Genomic DNA, 15,113 nt, shown 5'->3' with positions numbered 1-15,113 from the left:
CTCGGGGGCGTGCCGGGCGGGGCGTGACCCCCTGCGGGATGTGACCCCGCGGGGCGTGCCCCTACGGCGCGTGATCCCCGGCGCGCTCGGAGCGTGACCGGCTGCCCGCGGACCACTCGTCCGCGGGCAGCCGCAGTTGCAGCATCGCCAGCAGTCGCTGCTGCGGCTGGGCGAGGTCGATGCCGGTCAACTGCTCGGCGCGGCGCACCCGGTAGCGCAGGGTGTTGGGGTGGATGTGCAGGGCGTCCGCGGCCACCCGGACCTCGCCGAGCGCGTCCAGCCAGGCCAGCACCGACTCGGCGAGCCGGGTGCCGTGCCGGCGGTCGTACGCGGTGAGCGCGGTGAGCCGCGGGTCGCGCAGGCCGGTGCGCTCCTGCAGCAGCGCGACCACCTCGCTCACCAGCACCTCCGCCTGCACGTCGATCAACGCCGCGACGTCGAGGTCCACGCCGCCGCGGCCCATCGCGTCCAGGATGCGGTCCGCCTGCGCGCGGGAGTCGGGCACCTGGGCCAGACCGTCGACGGTCGAGCCGATCGCGGCGCGCAGCGGGACGCCGAGGTGCTCCCGGGCGGCCGTCACCACCTCGGTGGCCCAGCCGCGCACGGTGGCCATCGGCAGGCCGGGCGGCAGGTCGGGCAGCAGCACGTACACCCGGGACTCGATCGGGGCGAGCAGCGCGGCGCGGTGTCGGGCGGCGGTGTGCACCGAGATCAGGCCGGTGACGTCGGAGCGGTGCAGCGCCTCGGTGGTGTGCGCGCCGTAGGCCAGCACGGTGGCCGGGCGGCGCAGGTCCAGGCCGATGTGGGTGGCGAGCGACTGGGGGCCGGTGGAGCCCTCCAGCAGTCCGGTGAGCAGCGTCCGGGTGAGCCGGACGTCGGCGGACAGCTCCCGGCGGCGGCGCACCAGCTGGGCGGCCGCGACCCGGGCGGCGCCGACCAGGGCCTGCTCGGCCAGCGGGGCCAGCGGCTGCGCGCCCTCCTGCACCCAGATGGTGCCGAGCGGCTGCGACCCGGCCCGGATGCCGACGGCCAGGCGGCGGCGCAGGCCGAGCTCGGGGTGCGGCTCGACCGCGATCGGGGCGTCCGAACTGCGCAGGTGCTGGAAGATGCCCCACTCGCGGAGCTTGGACAGGTACGGCTCCGGGCCCTGCCACCCGAGGATGGAGAGCCGGCGCAGGTCGTCGACCTCGTCGGAGTCGGAGGAGCGGGAGTAGGCCAGCACCCGGCTGGAGGTGTCCTCGATCGAGACGATGCCGTTGGTGAGCACGGCGACGGTCTGGGCGAGGGAGAAGAGGTCGCCCGCGTTGGGCTCGGGGGCGCCGGGCGCGTCCGGGGCGTCCGGTCCGGCGATGATCGCCCTCGCCAGCGAGTCGAGGTGCTCCCAGCGGGTCTCCCGGCGCACCGAGAGCAGGGCGACGCCCGCGTCGGTGGCCGCCTCGCGCAGCGCGTCGGCCTGGCCGGGGCCGTCCAGTTTGACCGCCACGGCGGCCGCGCCGGCCCGGCCGGCCGCGCGCAGGGCGGGGAGCGCGGCCCGGCCGCGGGCGCCGATCGCGAGGACGAGCTCGCCGGGGGCGGCGGTCGGCGGGTCCTCCGGGTCGAGGATCGCGACGTCGCGGACCGGGACGTCCAGGCCCAGCGGGGCCGCCTGCAGTTCGACCAGCGGTTCGCCCAGGGACATCAGCAGGTGACGGAGCGGCAGGCCGGTCATCCGGACCTCCTTCCTCCGTCCCTCATCCGTTCGGACAACGGCGTGTGGTTGATTTTAGCCGGGCGGACAGAGTTCGAGTCCGTCGATCCTGAATAGTTGACTCTGACTATCTGAGGCTGGATAGTCAGTACTGACCAAGAGATGAGGATGTCTCGTGGCGAAGCGACGCAAGGTGTCGAACCCGCTGGCGTTGGCGGTCCTGGCCGAACTCCTGGCCGAGCCGATGCACCCCTACGAAATGGGGCGGCGGCTCAAGGAGCACGCCAAGGACCGCAACATCAAGTACAACCGCAGCTCGCTGTACATGGTGGTGGAGCAGCTGCGGAAGGCCGGGTTCGTCGCCGAGCAGGAGACCGTCCGCGACACCCAGCGGCCGGAGCGCACCGTCTACGCCCTCACGCCCGAGGGCCGGACCGAGCTCTACGACTGGATGCGCGAACTCGTCGCCGAACCGCAGCACGAGTACCCCGCGTTCGGGGTCTCGCTGTCGCTGCTCATGGTGCTCCCGCCGGCCGAGGCCGCGGAGCTGCTGGAGCGGCGGCGGACCGCCCTGGCCGCCGAGGTGGCGGCCATCCGGGAGGAGATGCGCAAGGCCACGGCTGACGGCGTCGACTGGATCTTCCTGATCGAGGAGGAGTACCGGGTCGGCGGGCTGGAGGCCGAGGTCGCCTTCGTCGAGCGCCTCATCGCCCAGCTCCGGGAGCCGGACTTCGTCCGGGCCTGGCAGGAACAGTTCGGGAGTCTGCAATGAGTGCACCTGGTACGTCCAAGAAGGCCCTGGTCATCGGCGGCGGCATCGCCGGGCCGGTGATGGCGCTGGCGCTGCGCAAGGCCGGCATCGAGCCGGTCGTGTTCGAGGCCTACCGGACCTCCGCCGAGGGCGTCGGCGGAACGTTCATGATCGCTCCCAACGGGCTCGGCGCCCTGGCCGTCGTCGGACTGGAGGCGGAGGTCGACCGGATCGGGCAACCGGTCGGGCCGATGGTGATCGAGGACGGCAAGGGCGGCGTGCTGGCCGAGTTCAGCGGCCTCGCCGACCTGCCGCGGGGCCGGCTGATGCGCCGCGCCGAGCTGTACGAAGTGCTGCAGCGGCGGCTGCGGGAGACCGGCGTCGAGGTGCACTGGGGCAAGCGGCTGGTCGGCGCCGAGGAGGGCGCCGACGGGATCACCGCCCGGTTCGCCGACGGCAGCAGCGCCACTGGGGACCTGCTGATCGGCGCCGACGGCACCGGCTCCACCGTCCGCACCCTGATCGACCCGGCCGCCCCGGCCGCCCAGTACACCGGACTGCTCGGCGTCGGCGGCTACAGCCCGTACCGGCTGCCCGGCCGGGCCGGACGCGGCGAGTCCGTGCACTTCGCCAACGGCGCCCGCGCCTTCTTCGGCTACTGGGGCCTGGCCGACGGCAGCGGCACGGCCTGGTTCAGCAACATCCCGCAGCCGGAGCCGCTGACCCCGGAGGAGGTCCGGGCCCTCGGCACGGCGCACTGGCTGCGCCGGTGCCGCGAACTGCACGCCGACGACCTGCCCGCTCGCGAGGTGCTGCGGGTGGCCGACGCCGGGACGATGGAGGTCTTCCCCCGACTGGAGATCATGCCCTCCGTCCCGCGCTGGTACCGCGGCCGGATGGTCCTCGTCGGCGACTCCGTGCACGCCCCCTCCAACAGCTCGGGCCAGGGCGCCTCGCTGGCCGTCGAGAGCGCCGTCGAACTCGCCCGCTGCCTGCGCGACCTGCCCGACCACACCGCCGCCTTCGCCGCGTACGAGGCGATGCGCCGCCCCCGGGTCGAGAAGATCGCCGCCGACGCGGCGCGCACCAACAGCCAGAAGTCCTCCGGGGCGGTCGGGCGGATGGTGTTCCGGCTGGTCGCGCCGATCATGATGCGGACCGTCATGAGTCCGGAGAAGATGCTGCGGCCGGTGCACGGCTACCGGATCGACTGGGACCGCCCGGTGGCTCCGGCCGGCCCGGGGGCGGTCGGGACGACGGGCCGTCGCGGGCGGGCGGCCTGACGCCGCGGCGGGCGCGGAGGGGGCGTGCGCGTGCAGGTCGTGCGCCTGGAGGTCGTGCGCGTGGAGGTCGTGCGCGGAGTCCGGGCGGGGAGGCCGTGCACGCGGTCGTCCGGGGAGGCCGTACGAGGAGGCCGTGCGGGGAGGTCGTGACCACGGCGTGACCCCCTTCGTCGGGGCGGACAACGCCGTACGGGGGAATTTAGCCGCCCGGCCAATCAAGTGGCCCGGTGCCCAGGAATAGCGTTCGTGCTGTGGCCGGCGTGCGACCCGCGCCGGCAATCCCCCCGCATTGAACGAAGGAGAGCGTGCGCTCTATGGACGCTGTGACCCAGGTCCCCGCGCCGGTGAACGAGCCGGTCCACAGCTACGCCCCCGGGAGCCCGGAACGGGCCCGTCTGGAGGCCAAGCTGAAGGAGCTGGGCGGCCAGGAGCCGGTCCAGCTGACCATGACGATCAACGGTGAGCGCCGGATGGGCGGCGGCACCGAGATCCACGTCGTCCAGCCGCACAACCACGCGGCTCGGCTCGGCACCCTGCGCAACGCCACCCAGGCCGACGCGCAGGACGCCATCGACGCTGCCCTGGCCGCCGCCCCGGCCTGGCAGGCGCTCTCCTTCGACTCCCGCGCCGCGATCTTCCTCAAGGCCGCCGACCTGCTGGCCGGCCCCTGGCGCGAGACCCTGGCCGCCGCCACCATGCTCGGCCAGTCCAAGACCGCCCAGCAGGCCGAGATCGACACCCCCTGCGAGCTGGTCGACTTCCTGCGCTTCAACGTGCACTTCGCCCGCCAGATCATGGCGGAGCAGCCGATCTCCTCGGACGGCGTCTGGAACCGCAGCGACCACCGCCCGCTGGAGGGCTTCGTCTACGCGATCACCCCGTTCAACTTCACCGCGATCGCCGGCAACCTGCCGACCGCGCCCGCGCTGATGGGCAACGTGGTGCTGTGGAAGCCGTCCCCGACCCAGCAGTTCTCCGCGCACCTGCTCATGCAGCTGCTGGAGGAGGCCGGCCTCCCCAAGGGCGTCATCAACATGGTGACCGGTGACGGCCTGGCCGTCTCCGAGGTCGCGCTGAAGCACCCGGCGCTGGCCGGCATCCACTTCACCGGCTCCACCGCCACCTTCCAGCACCTGTGGCGCGAGGTCGGCAACAACATCTCGCTGTACCGCACCTACCCGCGGATCGTCGGCGAGACCGGCGGCAAGGACTTCCTGGTCGCCCACCCGTCCGCCGACCCGAAGGTCCTGAAGACCGCGATGACCCGCGGCGCCTTCGAGTTCCAGGGCCAGAAGTGCTCGGCGCTCTCCCGCGCCTACGTCCCCGCCTCGCTGTGGGCCGGCCTCAAGGACGAGTTCGCCGCCGAGGTCGACGGCCTCACCATGGGCGACGTCACCGACCTGTCCAACTTCATGTCGGCCGTCATCGACGAGCGCGCGTTCGCCAAGAACAAGGCCGCCATCGACCGCGCCCAGGCCGACCCGCAGGTCGAGGTCATCGCCGGCGGCACCTACGACGACTCGGTCGGCTACTTCGTCCGCCCGACCGTGCTGGTCTGCCAGGACCCGGCCGCCGAGTACTTCCGTGACGAGTACTTCGGCCCGATCCTCGCCGTGTACGTCTACGAGGACGAGAAGTACGACGAGATGCTGGCGCAGATGGAGTCGGTGTCGGCGTACGGCCTGACCGGCTCGATCATCTCCCAGGACCGCGCGGCCGTCGAGCACGCGATGGAGAAGCTGCGCTTCGCGGCCGGCAACTTCTACATCAACGACAAGCCGACCGGCGCCGTCGTCGGCCAGCAGCCCTTCGGCGGCGGCCGGGCCTCCGGCACCAACGACAAGGCCGGTGCCAAGCAGAACCTGGCGCGCTGGACCTCGACCCGCTCGGTCAAGGAGACCTTCGTCCCGCCGACGGACTACCGCTACCCGCACATGGGCTGACCCGCCCCTGCGGCCGGAGCGCTCCCGTAGCCACCGGTCACCCGCGACGCCCGGCCCCGCAGCCGGGCGTCGCCCCGCCGGGGCGGCGGCGGCCCACCCCCGTCCGCGCCGCCCCGGCCTCTTTCTGCCACCCTTGGAAACACCAGCTCCAGGAGTCACGATGCTCCGTTCCGCCCTTCTCGCGGCCTCCCGGTCCCCGCAGGTCCGCACCGTGGTCGAGAAGTTCCCCCCGACCCACGCGATAGTCGAGCGCTTCGTCGCGGGCGAGGCCCTCGACGACGCCGTCACCGCCTGCGACGACCTGGTCGCCACCGGCCGCAAGGTCACCCTGGACCACCTCGGCGAGGACACCCAGGACGCGTCCCAGGCCGCCGACACCGCCGAGGCCTACGAGCACCTGCTCAAGGCCCTCAAGGAGACCGGCCTGGCGGCCGGCGCCGAGGTGTCGGTCAAGCTGTCGGCCGTCGGCCAGTTCCTCCCGGTGGACGGCGAGAAGATCGCGCTGGAGAACGCCCGCCGCATCTGCGAGGCCGCCGCCGACGCGGGCACCACGGTGACCCTCGACATGGAGGACCACACCACCACCGACTCCACCCTCGCCATCGCGCGCGAGCTGCGGGCGGACTTCCCCTGGCTCGGCGTCGTGCTGCAGGCCTACCTGCGCCGCACCGAGGCCGACTGCCGCGAGTTCTCCGGTGCCGGCTCCCGGGTGCGCCTGTGCAAGGGCGCCTACAAGGAGCCCGAGTCGGTCGCCTTCCAGGGCAAGCACGAGGTCGACCTCGCGTACGTCCGCGCGCTGAAGATCCTGATGGCGGGCGAGGGCTACCCGATGATCGCCTCGCACGACCCCAACATGATCAAGATCGCCGGCCAGCTGGCCCAGTGGAACGGCCGTAAGCGGGACTCCTTCGAGTACCAGATGCTGTACGGCATCCGCCCCGAGGAGCAGCTGCGCCTCGCCGGCGAGGGCAACACCATGCGCGTGTACCTCCCGTACGGTCAGGAGTGGTACGGCTACTTCATGCGCCGCCTCGCCGAGCGCCCGGCCAACCTGACCTTCTTCCTGCGCGCCATGGCCACCCGTAGCTGACGCGCTCCACCGGCCGAACGGCTCGTACCCCCTGTGTGGGAGGGGGTGCGGGCCGTTCCGCGTTTCCTAGAGGAAGTCCTTCGTGTCCAGCTCGAACGCGAAGGGGACGGGCAGAGCGAGGGGCTCGCCGAAGGCGGCGAGGTGGACCTCGGTGTACTCCTCGCGGTGCGGCTTGCCGAACAGGCTGACCTGTGACTTCTCCCGGTCGATGAGGAGATAGAGCGGGATGCCGGCGCGGGCGTAGCAGTGCCGTTTGGTGATGCGGTCCTGATCGGGCTTGCTCGACGTGACCTCGGCGACCATGGCCACGCCGTCCGGCTCCATCCATGGCGGGGCACCGCGGAAGAGGCGGAGTTCGCGCGGTGCGAACGTCGCGTCCGGGATGACGTGGTTCTTCGGGCAGAGGCCGCCTCTGATCAGGCGAAGACCCTTGCCGCCGGACACCTGCATGTGGACCTTGGACTTGGCTTTCACTTGATCGATGAGCAGGTCGATGTAGTCCTCGTGATCGCCGTCCGGCGGTGGTGACACGATGATCTCTCCCTCGATGAGCTCGGCTCGGAAGCCTTCGGGGGAGTGCAGGCTCAGGAAGCTCTCCAGCAGGATGTCGGCCTGTGATGGGGAGTCCGTGATCGGTTGCTCATGCGCCACAGCACTCATGATGCCCCTCCTTCAGATGGGCGTCACGCTATCCACGGCGGGGCCGGGTTCTGCGGTATACGGCGGAGTTTCACTCGATGGTGTGAGTTTGGGGCCGGGCATAGGATCCCGGTGCTGGTGAACTGGGCTTTCGGTGAGAGGAGTTGGGGATGCTGAAGGAGTTCGCGGGGCTGTCCACGCCCTTGGTGGCGGACGCGTGCGTGCGGGTCGGGGTGGCGGTGCGGCCGGCACCGGTGGGGGTCTCCGGGCTGGTGCCGGGGAGCCGGGTGGCGGGGCGGGTGCTGCCGGTGCGGCACTACGGGAGCGTGGACGTCTTCCTGGAGGCGTACGGGGGCGCCCGGGACGGGGACGTGCTGGTGATCGACAACGGCGGGCGGACGGACGAGGCCTGCATCGGGGACCTCGCGGTACTGGAGGCGCGGGCCGCCGGGGTGGCCGGGATCGTGGTGTGGGGGCTGCACCGGGACACCCCCGAACTGCTGGAGATCGGGCTGCCGGTGTTCAGCTACGGCGCGCTGCCGCTCGGGCCCCTGCGGCTGGACGACCGGGAGCCGGAGGCGCTGCGGTCGGCGCGGGTCGGGCCGCACACGGTGACCGCCGACGACGTGGTGTTCGCGGACGCGGACGGGGTGCTGTTCGTGCCGGCCGGCCGGCTCGGGGAGGTGCTGGAGACGGCCTCCGGGATCGCCGCCACCGAACGGGCGCAGGCCGTGCGGATCGCCGCCGGGAACACGCTGCGGAAGCAGACCGGGTTCGAGGAGTTCCTGGAGCGCCGCGCCGCCGACCCGTCGTACAGCTTCCGGCAGCACCTGCGGAGGGTCGGCGGGGCGATCGAGGAGTGACCGACGCCGGACGCTAGAGCGGCCGGTGCATGACGTGCAGGCCGACGTAGCCGTCCACCGGGTGGTGGAAGGCCTCGGGGACGGTGCCGACGATCTCGAAGCCGAGTGACCGGTAGAGCTTCACGGCGTGGTGGTTGGTGGCGACCACCGCGTTGAACTGCATGGCGCGGAAGCCCGCCCGGCGGGCCCAGTCGAGGCTGTACTCGACCAGGGCCCGCCCGGTGCCCCTGCCGTGGTCGTCCGGGTCGACCATGTAGCTGGCGCTGGCGACGTGCGAGCCGTTTCCCGGCCGGTTGGTATTCATGGCGGCGGTGCCGATGATCCGTCCGTCGTCGTCCACGGCCACGACCGTGCGGTCGGGGGCGGTCTTCATCCACCACTCCCGGCCGAGCTCGGACGGCATGTCGAGGGGGTAGGGGAAGGTCTCGCCGGCGGCGACGATGCGCCGGAAGAACGGCCAGATGGCCGGCCAGTCCTCGGGGGTCGCTTCACGAATGATCATCCGGTCAGGATGCCCGGGGAGTGGCCGGCGGGCCACCGGTTTCCGGTCAGCCGCCGACGGCGGCGTGCTCGACCACGGCGGCGGCATGGGCCTGCCCCCGCGCGTTGGGGTGCACCACGGCGTACTTCAGCGGGAGGAGGCTGGTCAGCACGCCGTCGACCCAGTGGTCGGCGTCGCAGACGCTGTGGCCCGCGGTGGAGGGGTAGAGGTCCACGAAGGTGTCGCCGTGGGCGGCGGTGTCCTGGGCGATGACCGCGTTGAGCGGCTCCAGGACCGCCGTCCGGGCCCAGGCGAGGTCGCCGGTGGTGATGGTGGCGAACTGCAGCAGGTCGCCGTACCTGCACCGGTCGACGTCCTCGGGGACGAGGTGCGGGTAGCCGACGGCGAGGACCCTGGCGGCCGGGGCCTTGGCGTGCAGTGCGGTGAGCACGGTGCCGTAGTCGGCGCTCAGCGCGGCGAATCGGCCGGGCAGGAGGGCGGCGTACTTCTCCTTGCAGGGGGTGCCCCGGCCGAGGTGGGTGGCGCCGAGTTCGATGCAGTCCTTGAGGATCCCGGCGAAGCCGAGGTCGTTGCCGCCGATTCCCAAGGTGATCAGGTCGGTGTCCGGGCCGACGGCGTCGAGCTGGACCGGGACGGGCGGGTAGGGGGCGTTCGGGTCGGTGCCGAGCGGCGGGAGCGGGCGGCCGAGCGGGGAGAGCTTGGTCGCTGACACGTTCGCGGTGGTGGCGCCGCTGCAACTGACGTTGCGCAGGTCGGTCAGGGAGCCGAGGTCGCGGCGGATGAGCTCGGGGTAGGAGTCGGCGGTGCGCGCGCAGCCGTCCCGGGGCTCGGTCGGCTCGCCGGTGGCCTCGATGACGCCGGCGGTGAAGGAGTCGCCGAGGGCGGCCCACCGCAGTGACCGGACGTGGGCGGACGGCCTGGCGGCTTCGGCGGAGGTGGGGGTGGTCAGCCCGGCGGCGAGGACGACGGCGGTGCCGGCGACGGCGAGGCGGGACAGGAAGCGTGGCACGGTCTCTCCTCAGCGGGTGCGAGGGAGAGTGCGGTTCACCCCCCTGAGAGTCAATCGAGCCGGTCCGTGGACGACTTGATCCCTCAGAGGGGTGAATCCGGGGGCGCCGGCGTGACGCGGCGACGGGTCAGAGCAGCGCGGCGGCGGGCTCGATCATCGCCCGGGCGGTCTTGCCGTCGACGTACTCGCCGAGGGCCGTCATCTCCCATTCGCCGCCCGGCCGGCGGACCAGCTTGCACATCACCACGCCGGTGCGCGGCTCGGAGTGGGTGAGGTCGAAGCGGACCAGTTCCTCGTTCGTCCTGGCGTCCAGGAGCCGGCAGTAGGCGTTCTTCACGTCCGTGAACTTCTGGCCGGAGAAGGAGTTGACGACGAAGACCAGCCCGTGGACCTCGGCCGGCAGGCCGTCCAGGTGGACGGTGATCAGCTCGTCGTCCCCGTCGCCGCCGCCGGTGAGGTTGTCGCCGGAGTGGGCGATCGCGCCGTTGAAGATGTTCAGCTTCATGAACCAGGCCGTCTCCAGCCGCTTGTGGCGGGCGTCGAAGGCGAGGCAGGAGGCGTCCAGGTCGACGCTGCGGCCGCGGGCGGCGGGCTCCCAGCCGAGGGCCATCGTGACGGAGGAGAGGAAGGGGCGGCCGTTCTTGACCAGGGAGACGGAACTGCCCTTGACCAGGCTGACCTTGCCCTTGTCCAGGGTGACCTTCGCGGGGGCGGCCGGGGCCGGAGCCGCGGCGGGCGGCGCGGGCGGGGCCGGGGGCAGCGGGTGGGAGCCGGTGGCGAGGGCGATCCGCGGGTCGACCGGGGCGGTCGGCGGCGGGGGCGGGGTGTCGAACGGGTTGGCGGGCGGGGTGGGGAGCTGGAGGGTCGGGTCGGCCGGGGTGGCGGCCGGTGCCGGCGGTGCGGGCGGGGCGCTCGGGACGGGGGCCAGGGCGGCCTGGGGGGCCTGGGCCGGGCCGTCGTCGACACTGACGCCGAAGTCGGTGGCGATGCCCGCGAGACCGTTGGCGTAGCCCTGGCCGACCGCGCGCACCTTCCAGGCGCCGTTGCGCAGGTAGACCTCGACCACGACGAGCGCGGTCTCCAGCCCCAGCCGGGGCGGGGTGAAGGTGACCAGGACCTCGCCGGTGTCGGCGTCGCGGACGGTGGCGGTGGGCTCCGTGCCGGCGAAGGTGGAGACCTGGTCGGCGGGGCTGGCGGTGACCACGATCTTGGTGATGCCGGCCGGGACGGCCCGGGTGTCCACGGTGATCGCGTCGGGGGTGCCGGCGGCCGCCGGGCGGTGGCTGACGCCGGGGCCGTTCGGGGCGTTGAAGAAGACGAAGTCGTCGTCCGAGCGGACCTTTCCGGCGTCGGTCAGCAACAGGCCGGAGACGTCCAGCGCCTTGGGCGCGGTGACCTCGACGGTCACTCGCGCGGCGGTCAGCGGTGCGTTGCCGCCTTGGGTCAGGACGGTGGACACGGACTCCTCCTCGGGTGCGGAACGACGGCCCCGGTCTGGGGCCGTGGGGTGCGCCCGGCCGGGTGCTGCCCACAGTAACGAACGAGGGTGCGGGGATGCGCCCGTCGGAGCAGGTCAGCTGTCGGATCGTCGGACGATCGGAACCTTGTCACAGCGGGCCGTACGGACGGCCGGCGGCGCCGGTCGCTCGGTCGGTCGCTCGGCTGGTCCGAACGGTCGGGGACGGACGGCCGGGGATGGAGGGCCCGGGACGGATCCGGACGGCTCGGACGGCGCGGTCGGCCCCGGCGGCGGGGACGGTCAGCCCCGGCGGCGCGGACGGTCGGCCCGGGCGGTCAGCGGGGCGGGGCGGCGGGGGCCCGGGGCGCCGCCGGCGGCGGCGGTGCGGCGGGCGGCAGCGGCAGGACGGGGCCGAAGGCACCCAGCGCGGCGACCGCGCGCGGGTGGCGCAGGGCGAAGGCGGAGGCGCTCCAGCTCTCGGCCGGAGCCGACTTGCGGGCCGCGGACGGGGCGGCGGCGGCCGGGCGGGTGCCGCGCACGCCGAAGGTGTAGTGGCCGGGCCGGACGTCGGTTCCGGGCGGCGTGGTGAAGCGGTAGACCAGGGTGCCGCGCTCCTGCAGGACGGTGACCAGGGCGCCGGGCAGATCGGTCCAGGCGTTGCCGGGGGCGGCGGCCGACTCGCCCGGGACGAGCCGGAATTCGGTCTGCAGCGCCGTCACCGGCTCGGTCACGGTGAGGGCGAGCTCGTGCCGCAGGCCGTCGCGGCCCAGCGGGGCGACCAGCGGGACGCCGGTCAGCGCGTGGTCGGTGGCCGGGTCGGGCGCGGTGGGGTCGGGTGCCGTGGGGCCGGGCGCGGTCGGGGCGGGCGCGACCGGACCGGGGTGGCCCGCGGGGGCGCCGGTGTCGCCGGTGTCGCCGCCCGGGGAGGTCGCGGTGGGCGGCGGCACCGGGCAGGTGGGCGGCTGGAGGCCGGGGGAGTGCGGGGACTGGCCGGTGCCGGGCTGTCCGTCCGGCCGTCCGTCCGGCGGGGTCGGCGCGCTGGGTGAGGGGCCGGCTGGGGCAGGTACGCCGGGTTCGGCGCCCGCGAGCCGGGTGCCGGAGGACTGCGCGTCCTGGTCGGTGGCGGTCCGGCCGCCGGCCGGCGGGGTGGCCGCGAGCGGCGCGGCGCCGGAGGGGTGGCCCGAGGGGTGCGCGGGGCGGCGGGCGGCGGAGGGTCCGCCCGGGGCCGGGGTGGCGGACGGGCTCTGCGCGGAGACCGCTTCGGTGCGGTCGGTGGCGCCCGGGGTGGGCGGCGGGGTGTCGCCGACGCGGGCCACGCCGGCCCGACGGCCGATCCCCTGCTGCTCGTTGAGCAGCAGGGTGGTGGCGATGCTGATGCCGACGACGGTGGACATCGCCATCGCGGCGCCGGAGAAGCGGAGGGTGGGCAGGCGGAGCCGGCCGCCGAACGGGCGCGGCCGACCGTGCCGGCCGTGCCGCTCGGGCTCGTGCCGCACGTCCCGCGCGGTGTCCTCGCGCACAGCCACCGGACCCCTCCCTCCCCGAAGCCGCCGTCGCGTCGCCGTATTCTCCCACGCGTCCGCGCCGGGCCCGGCTCCGGCCGCGACGGGCCGGTCCGCCGCGGGCCCGCGCCGGGGAGGGGGAGAGCGTACCAGCGGGCGGTCGCACCGTGGACGGGTTCCATCCATTTCGTGGACATCCTTTCGAGGCACGGCAATTGACGGTCAGTCCGATGGCGGAGACGGGCGGGGGCGCGCCCCGCGAGGGGGCGGTTGCAACCCCCTTGCAACTCTTGCCCGCCCGGCCCGGGTGGGCGCAGGCTGAGGGCATCCCCCGCCGTCCCGGAGAGACCGTCATGCCGCCCGACCCGCTGTCCGCAGCCTCCAGTGCACCCCTCGCCGCCACCCCCACGGGCGGCGATGGGGACGGCTCCACCGCCGCTCCGGCGGCGGTGGAGGAGGTGCTGATGCTGCGGATCTCGCTGGGCGAGGAGGTGGTCGGCGAGGTGCGCACCCGGTTCCGCTTCGACGCCGCCCGCCCCTACGAGGTGCTGCTGACGTTCCACCTGGGGCGTCCGGACGAAGCGGACTGGGTGTTCTCGCGCGAGCTGCTGCGCGACGGCCTGGGCGCCCTGAGCGGCCAGGGCGACGTCAAGCTGTGGCCGGCCTACTGCCCGTGCCACGGCTCGACCTTGCACCTGGCGCTCGAATCGCCGCACGGCAGCGCCCTGTTGGAGGCCTCCAAGCCCCGGGTGCGGGCCTGGCTGGACCGGACGTACGCGCTCGTCTCCGAGGAGCAGGAGCGCGACTGCGGCCCCACCGACGCCGACCTGGCCGCGCTGCTCGCCGGCTGACCGGGCGGGCCGGCGGGTGCGGCGGGGCCGACGGGTGCCGACGGGTGCCGACGGGTGTCAACGCCCGGGCGGGGCGGCCTCAGTGGGCGAGCGGGGTGTCCCCGGGAGCGCGCGGCGGCGGCACGGGCGGCGGACCGGGCAGGCGCACCGCCCCGGCCGCCAGCGCGGCCCGCAGCCTTCGGACGGCCGGGGCCGAGGACGCCGGCAGCAGGTCGTACGGGTCGTCCGGTCCGTCCACGGTGACCAGCACCGACTCGGCGATCCGGTAGGGCCGGTGGGCCAGCAGCCCGCCCAGGTAGCGGCGCAGCCGGGACAGTTCGGCGCGGACGGTCACCGTCCGGCGCGGGTCGCCGAACAGCGCCTCGGCGAGCTGGGCGGCGGTGCTGCCCTCGCGTCCGGTGGCGAGCAGGAGCAGCAGTTCGGCGTGACGGGGGCTGAGCGGGTGGGACCAGCTGCCGGCCGCGCCCCGGACGCAGAGCTCGGGGCGGTCCGCCCGGCGCAGGTCGAGCCGGAGGCGGGCGCCCTGGACCTGTTCGGCGTCCACCGGGCCGGAGCCGTCCTCGGGCGGGCGGACCGGGCGGACCAGCCAGCCGTCGGCGAGCGGTTCCAGGACGCACTCGCCGAGGCCGGGGACCCAGTGCACGGCGGCCGGGGCCCAGCCCTCGCTGGGCACCCGCAGCCGGTTGGGCGGCGGCAGCCCGGCCGCGGCGGCGGTCCAGCCGGCCGAGTCCACCACCAGGGCCGGGCCGCCGACCCGGGCGAGCAGCGGGGCGGCCAGGGTGCGCAGGTGGTGCAGCGCCTCCAGCCGGTGGGCGCGCAGCTCGGTCTCGGCGAGCCGGGCGGCGGTGGCGGTGAGCTGGAGCAGGTAGGGGCGGATGGTGTGCGCGGGGCCGCTGAGGTTGACGGCGCCGACCAGCTGTCCGGTGCCGGGGTCGTGCACGGGGGCGGCCACGCAGGTCCAGGAGTGGTGGCTGCGCAGGTAGTGCTCGGCGGAGTGGACGTGCATCGGGCGCCGGGCGCGCAGTGCGACGGCGATGCCGTTGGTGCCGACGTTCTCCTCGATCCAGCGGGCGCCGGTGATGAAGCCGATCCGGTCGGCGCTGCGGCGCAGGCCGCGCTCGCCCTCCTGCCAGAGCACGTGGCCCTCGGCGTCGGCGATGGCGAGGATCAGCGGGGCGGCCTCGATGGGCTCCAGCAGGGTCTGCCGCAATACTGGCATGACTGTGTCAAGCCCACTGGAGCGGCGGCGCTGTTCGATTTCGGCCGGACTCAGCAGGGCGGCGGCGGCCCCCGCGTCGGGGTCGAGGCCGAGCCGGCGCAGCCGGGCCCAGGAGTCGCCGATCTCGGGGCGGGGTTCGAGCAGCCCCGGCGCGCCGCCCTCCTCGGGGAAGGCGGGGCCGGCCAGTTCCCGGGCGGCGGCCTCGGCGAGGGTGCGCTCGTGGACCTTGGCCAGTTCCGCCGAGGTCGGCGGGGTGCGGCGCTCGGGTCGTCGGGACTGCCGTCCGGTCTGCCGCACTCGGTCCGCTCCTCGCCG

General features: G+C 74.2%; 13 protein-coding genes. 6 read left to right on the top strand and 7 right to left on the bottom strand.

Annotated features, from left to right (window positions below; genetic code table 11):
- Nucleotides 1–61 precede the first annotated feature (61 nt).
- Nucleotides 62–1,708: a PucR family transcriptional regulator gene (locus tag ACZ6Y7_RS20035; protein WP_465759239.1), complete on the bottom strand. Its 1,647-nt coding sequence runs from the start codon at nt 1,706–1,708 to the stop codon at nt 62–64.
- 154 nt (nt 1,709–1,862) lie between these two features.
- Between ACZ6Y7_RS20035 and ACZ6Y7_RS20030 the strand changes: the two genes are divergently transcribed.
- The 4 genes from ACZ6Y7_RS20030 to ACZ6Y7_RS20015 all read left to right on the top strand — a co-directional run bounded on the left by ACZ6Y7_RS20030 (nt 1,863) and on the right by ACZ6Y7_RS20015 (nt 6,754).
- Complete coding sequence (locus tag ACZ6Y7_RS20030; protein ID WP_465759238.1) at nt 1,863–2,459, top strand: PadR family transcriptional regulator; 597 nt, start codon at nt 1,863–1,865, stop codon at nt 2,457–2,459.
- Nucleotides 2,456–3,721, top strand: coding sequence for an FAD-dependent oxidoreductase (locus tag ACZ6Y7_RS20025; protein ID WP_465759237.1), 1,266 nt, complete (start codon nt 2,456–2,458; stop codon nt 3,719–3,721). The genes ACZ6Y7_RS20030 and ACZ6Y7_RS20025 overlap by 4 nt, the downstream gene beginning before the upstream one ends.
- A gap of 314 nt (nt 3,722–4,035) precedes the next feature.
- Entirely contained in the window at nt 4,036–5,664 is a 1,629-nt protein-coding gene (gene pruA / locus ACZ6Y7_RS20020; RefSeq protein WP_465759236.1) for an L-glutamate gamma-semialdehyde dehydrogenase, read from the top strand.
- Between the two features lie 160 nt (nt 5,665–5,824).
- Nucleotides 5,825–6,754 carry a proline dehydrogenase family protein gene (locus ACZ6Y7_RS20015; RefSeq protein ID WP_465759235.1) on the top strand — a complete coding sequence of 310 codons (930 nt, stop codon included), beginning with the start codon at nt 5,825–5,827 and terminating at the stop codon, nt 6,752–6,754.
- Nucleotides 6,755–6,820: 66 nt separating this feature from the next.
- Here the strand turns inward: ACZ6Y7_RS20015 and ACZ6Y7_RS20010 are convergent, their stop codons facing one another.
- A complete protein-coding gene (locus tag ACZ6Y7_RS20010) occupies nt 6,821–7,414 on the bottom strand; it encodes a Uma2 family endonuclease (RefSeq protein ID WP_465759234.1) in 594 nt (197 codons plus the stop codon).
- Nucleotides 7,415–7,563: 149 nt separating this feature from the next.
- On the opposite strand from ACZ6Y7_RS20010, the gene ACZ6Y7_RS20005 reads away from it, so the two are divergent.
- On the top strand, nt 7,564–8,256 hold the full coding sequence (locus ACZ6Y7_RS20005) for an RraA family protein (protein WP_465759233.1): 693 nt from the start codon (nt 7,564–7,566) through the stop codon (nt 8,254–8,256).
- 13 nt (nt 8,257–8,269) lie between these two features.
- On the opposite strand, the gene ACZ6Y7_RS20000 is transcribed toward ACZ6Y7_RS20005, so the two are convergent.
- The 4 genes from ACZ6Y7_RS20000 to ACZ6Y7_RS19985 form a co-directional block, all read right to left on the bottom strand.
- Nucleotides 8,270–8,758 carry a GNAT family N-acetyltransferase gene (locus tag ACZ6Y7_RS20000; protein ID WP_465759232.1) on the bottom strand — a complete coding sequence of 163 codons (489 nt, stop codon included), beginning with the start codon at nt 8,756–8,758 and terminating at the stop codon, nt 8,270–8,272.
- Between the two features lie 46 nt (nt 8,759–8,804).
- Nucleotides 8,805–9,767: an SGNH/GDSL hydrolase family protein gene (locus tag ACZ6Y7_RS19995; RefSeq protein WP_465759231.1), complete on the bottom strand. Its 963-nt coding sequence runs from the start codon at nt 9,765–9,767 to the stop codon at nt 8,805–8,807.
- A gap of 127 nt (nt 9,768–9,894) precedes the next feature.
- Nucleotides 9,895–11,214, bottom strand: a complete 1,320-nt coding sequence (locus tag ACZ6Y7_RS19990) for a TerD family protein (RefSeq protein WP_465759392.1) — start codon at nt 11,212–11,214, stop codon at nt 9,895–9,897.
- A 347-nt stretch (nt 11,215–11,561) separates the two neighbouring features.
- The gene (locus ACZ6Y7_RS19985; protein WP_465759230.1) at nt 11,562–12,752 is read right to left on the bottom strand and encodes a hypothetical protein; all 1,191 of its coding nucleotides are present in this window, start codon (nt 12,750–12,752) and stop codon (nt 11,562–11,564) included.
- 329 nt (nt 12,753–13,081) lie between these two features.
- Here ACZ6Y7_RS19985 and ACZ6Y7_RS19980 point away from each other — a divergent pair, with 329 nt between their 5' ends.
- Nucleotides 13,082–13,579, top strand: a complete 498-nt coding sequence (locus tag ACZ6Y7_RS19980) for an SsgA family sporulation/cell division regulator (RefSeq protein WP_465759229.1) — start codon at nt 13,082–13,084, stop codon at nt 13,577–13,579.
- Nucleotides 13,580–13,658: 79 nt separating this feature from the next.
- On the opposite strand, the gene ACZ6Y7_RS19975 is transcribed toward ACZ6Y7_RS19980, so the two are convergent.
- Nucleotides 13,659–15,095 carry a GAF domain-containing protein gene (locus ACZ6Y7_RS19975; RefSeq protein ID WP_465759228.1) on the bottom strand — a complete coding sequence of 479 codons (1,437 nt, stop codon included), beginning with the start codon at nt 15,093–15,095 and terminating at the stop codon, nt 13,659–13,661.
- Nucleotides 15,096–15,113: the final 18 nt, after the last annotated feature.

This window comes from Kitasatospora sp. NPDC053308, from assembly GCF_055585785.1.
Note: the sequence above shows the minus strand (reverse complement) of the source record. Positions and strands in the feature narration are given on the sequence as shown.

Bases quoted from the DNA above. Each gene is read 5' to 3' on its own strand.
- ACZ6Y7_RS20035 (WP_465759239.1), bottom strand. From the start codon at position 1,708: ATGACCGGCCTGCCGCTCCGTCACCTGCTGATGTCCCTGGGCGAACCG.
- ACZ6Y7_RS20025 (WP_465759237.1), top strand. From the start codon at position 2,456: ATGAGTGCACCTGGTACGTCCAAGAAGGCCCTGGTCATCGGCGGCGGC.
- pruA (WP_465759236.1), top strand. From the start codon at position 4,036: ATGGACGCTGTGACCCAGGTCCCCGCGCCGGTGAACGAGCCGGTCCAC.
- ACZ6Y7_RS20015 (WP_465759235.1), top strand. From the start codon at position 5,825: ATGCTCCGTTCCGCCCTTCTCGCGGCCTCCCGGTCCCCGCAGGTCCGC.
- ACZ6Y7_RS20010 (WP_465759234.1), bottom strand. From the start codon at position 7,414: ATGAGTGCTGTGGCGCATGAGCAACCGATCACGGACTCCCCATCACAG.
- ACZ6Y7_RS20005 (WP_465759233.1), top strand. From the start codon at position 7,564: ATGCTGAAGGAGTTCGCGGGGCTGTCCACGCCCTTGGTGGCGGACGCG.
- ACZ6Y7_RS20000 (WP_465759232.1), bottom strand. From the start codon at position 8,758: ATGATCATTCGTGAAGCGACCCCCGAGGACTGGCCGGCCATCTGGCCG.
- ACZ6Y7_RS19980 (WP_465759229.1), top strand. From the start codon at position 13,082: ATGCCGCCCGACCCGCTGTCCGCAGCCTCCAGTGCACCCCTCGCCGCC.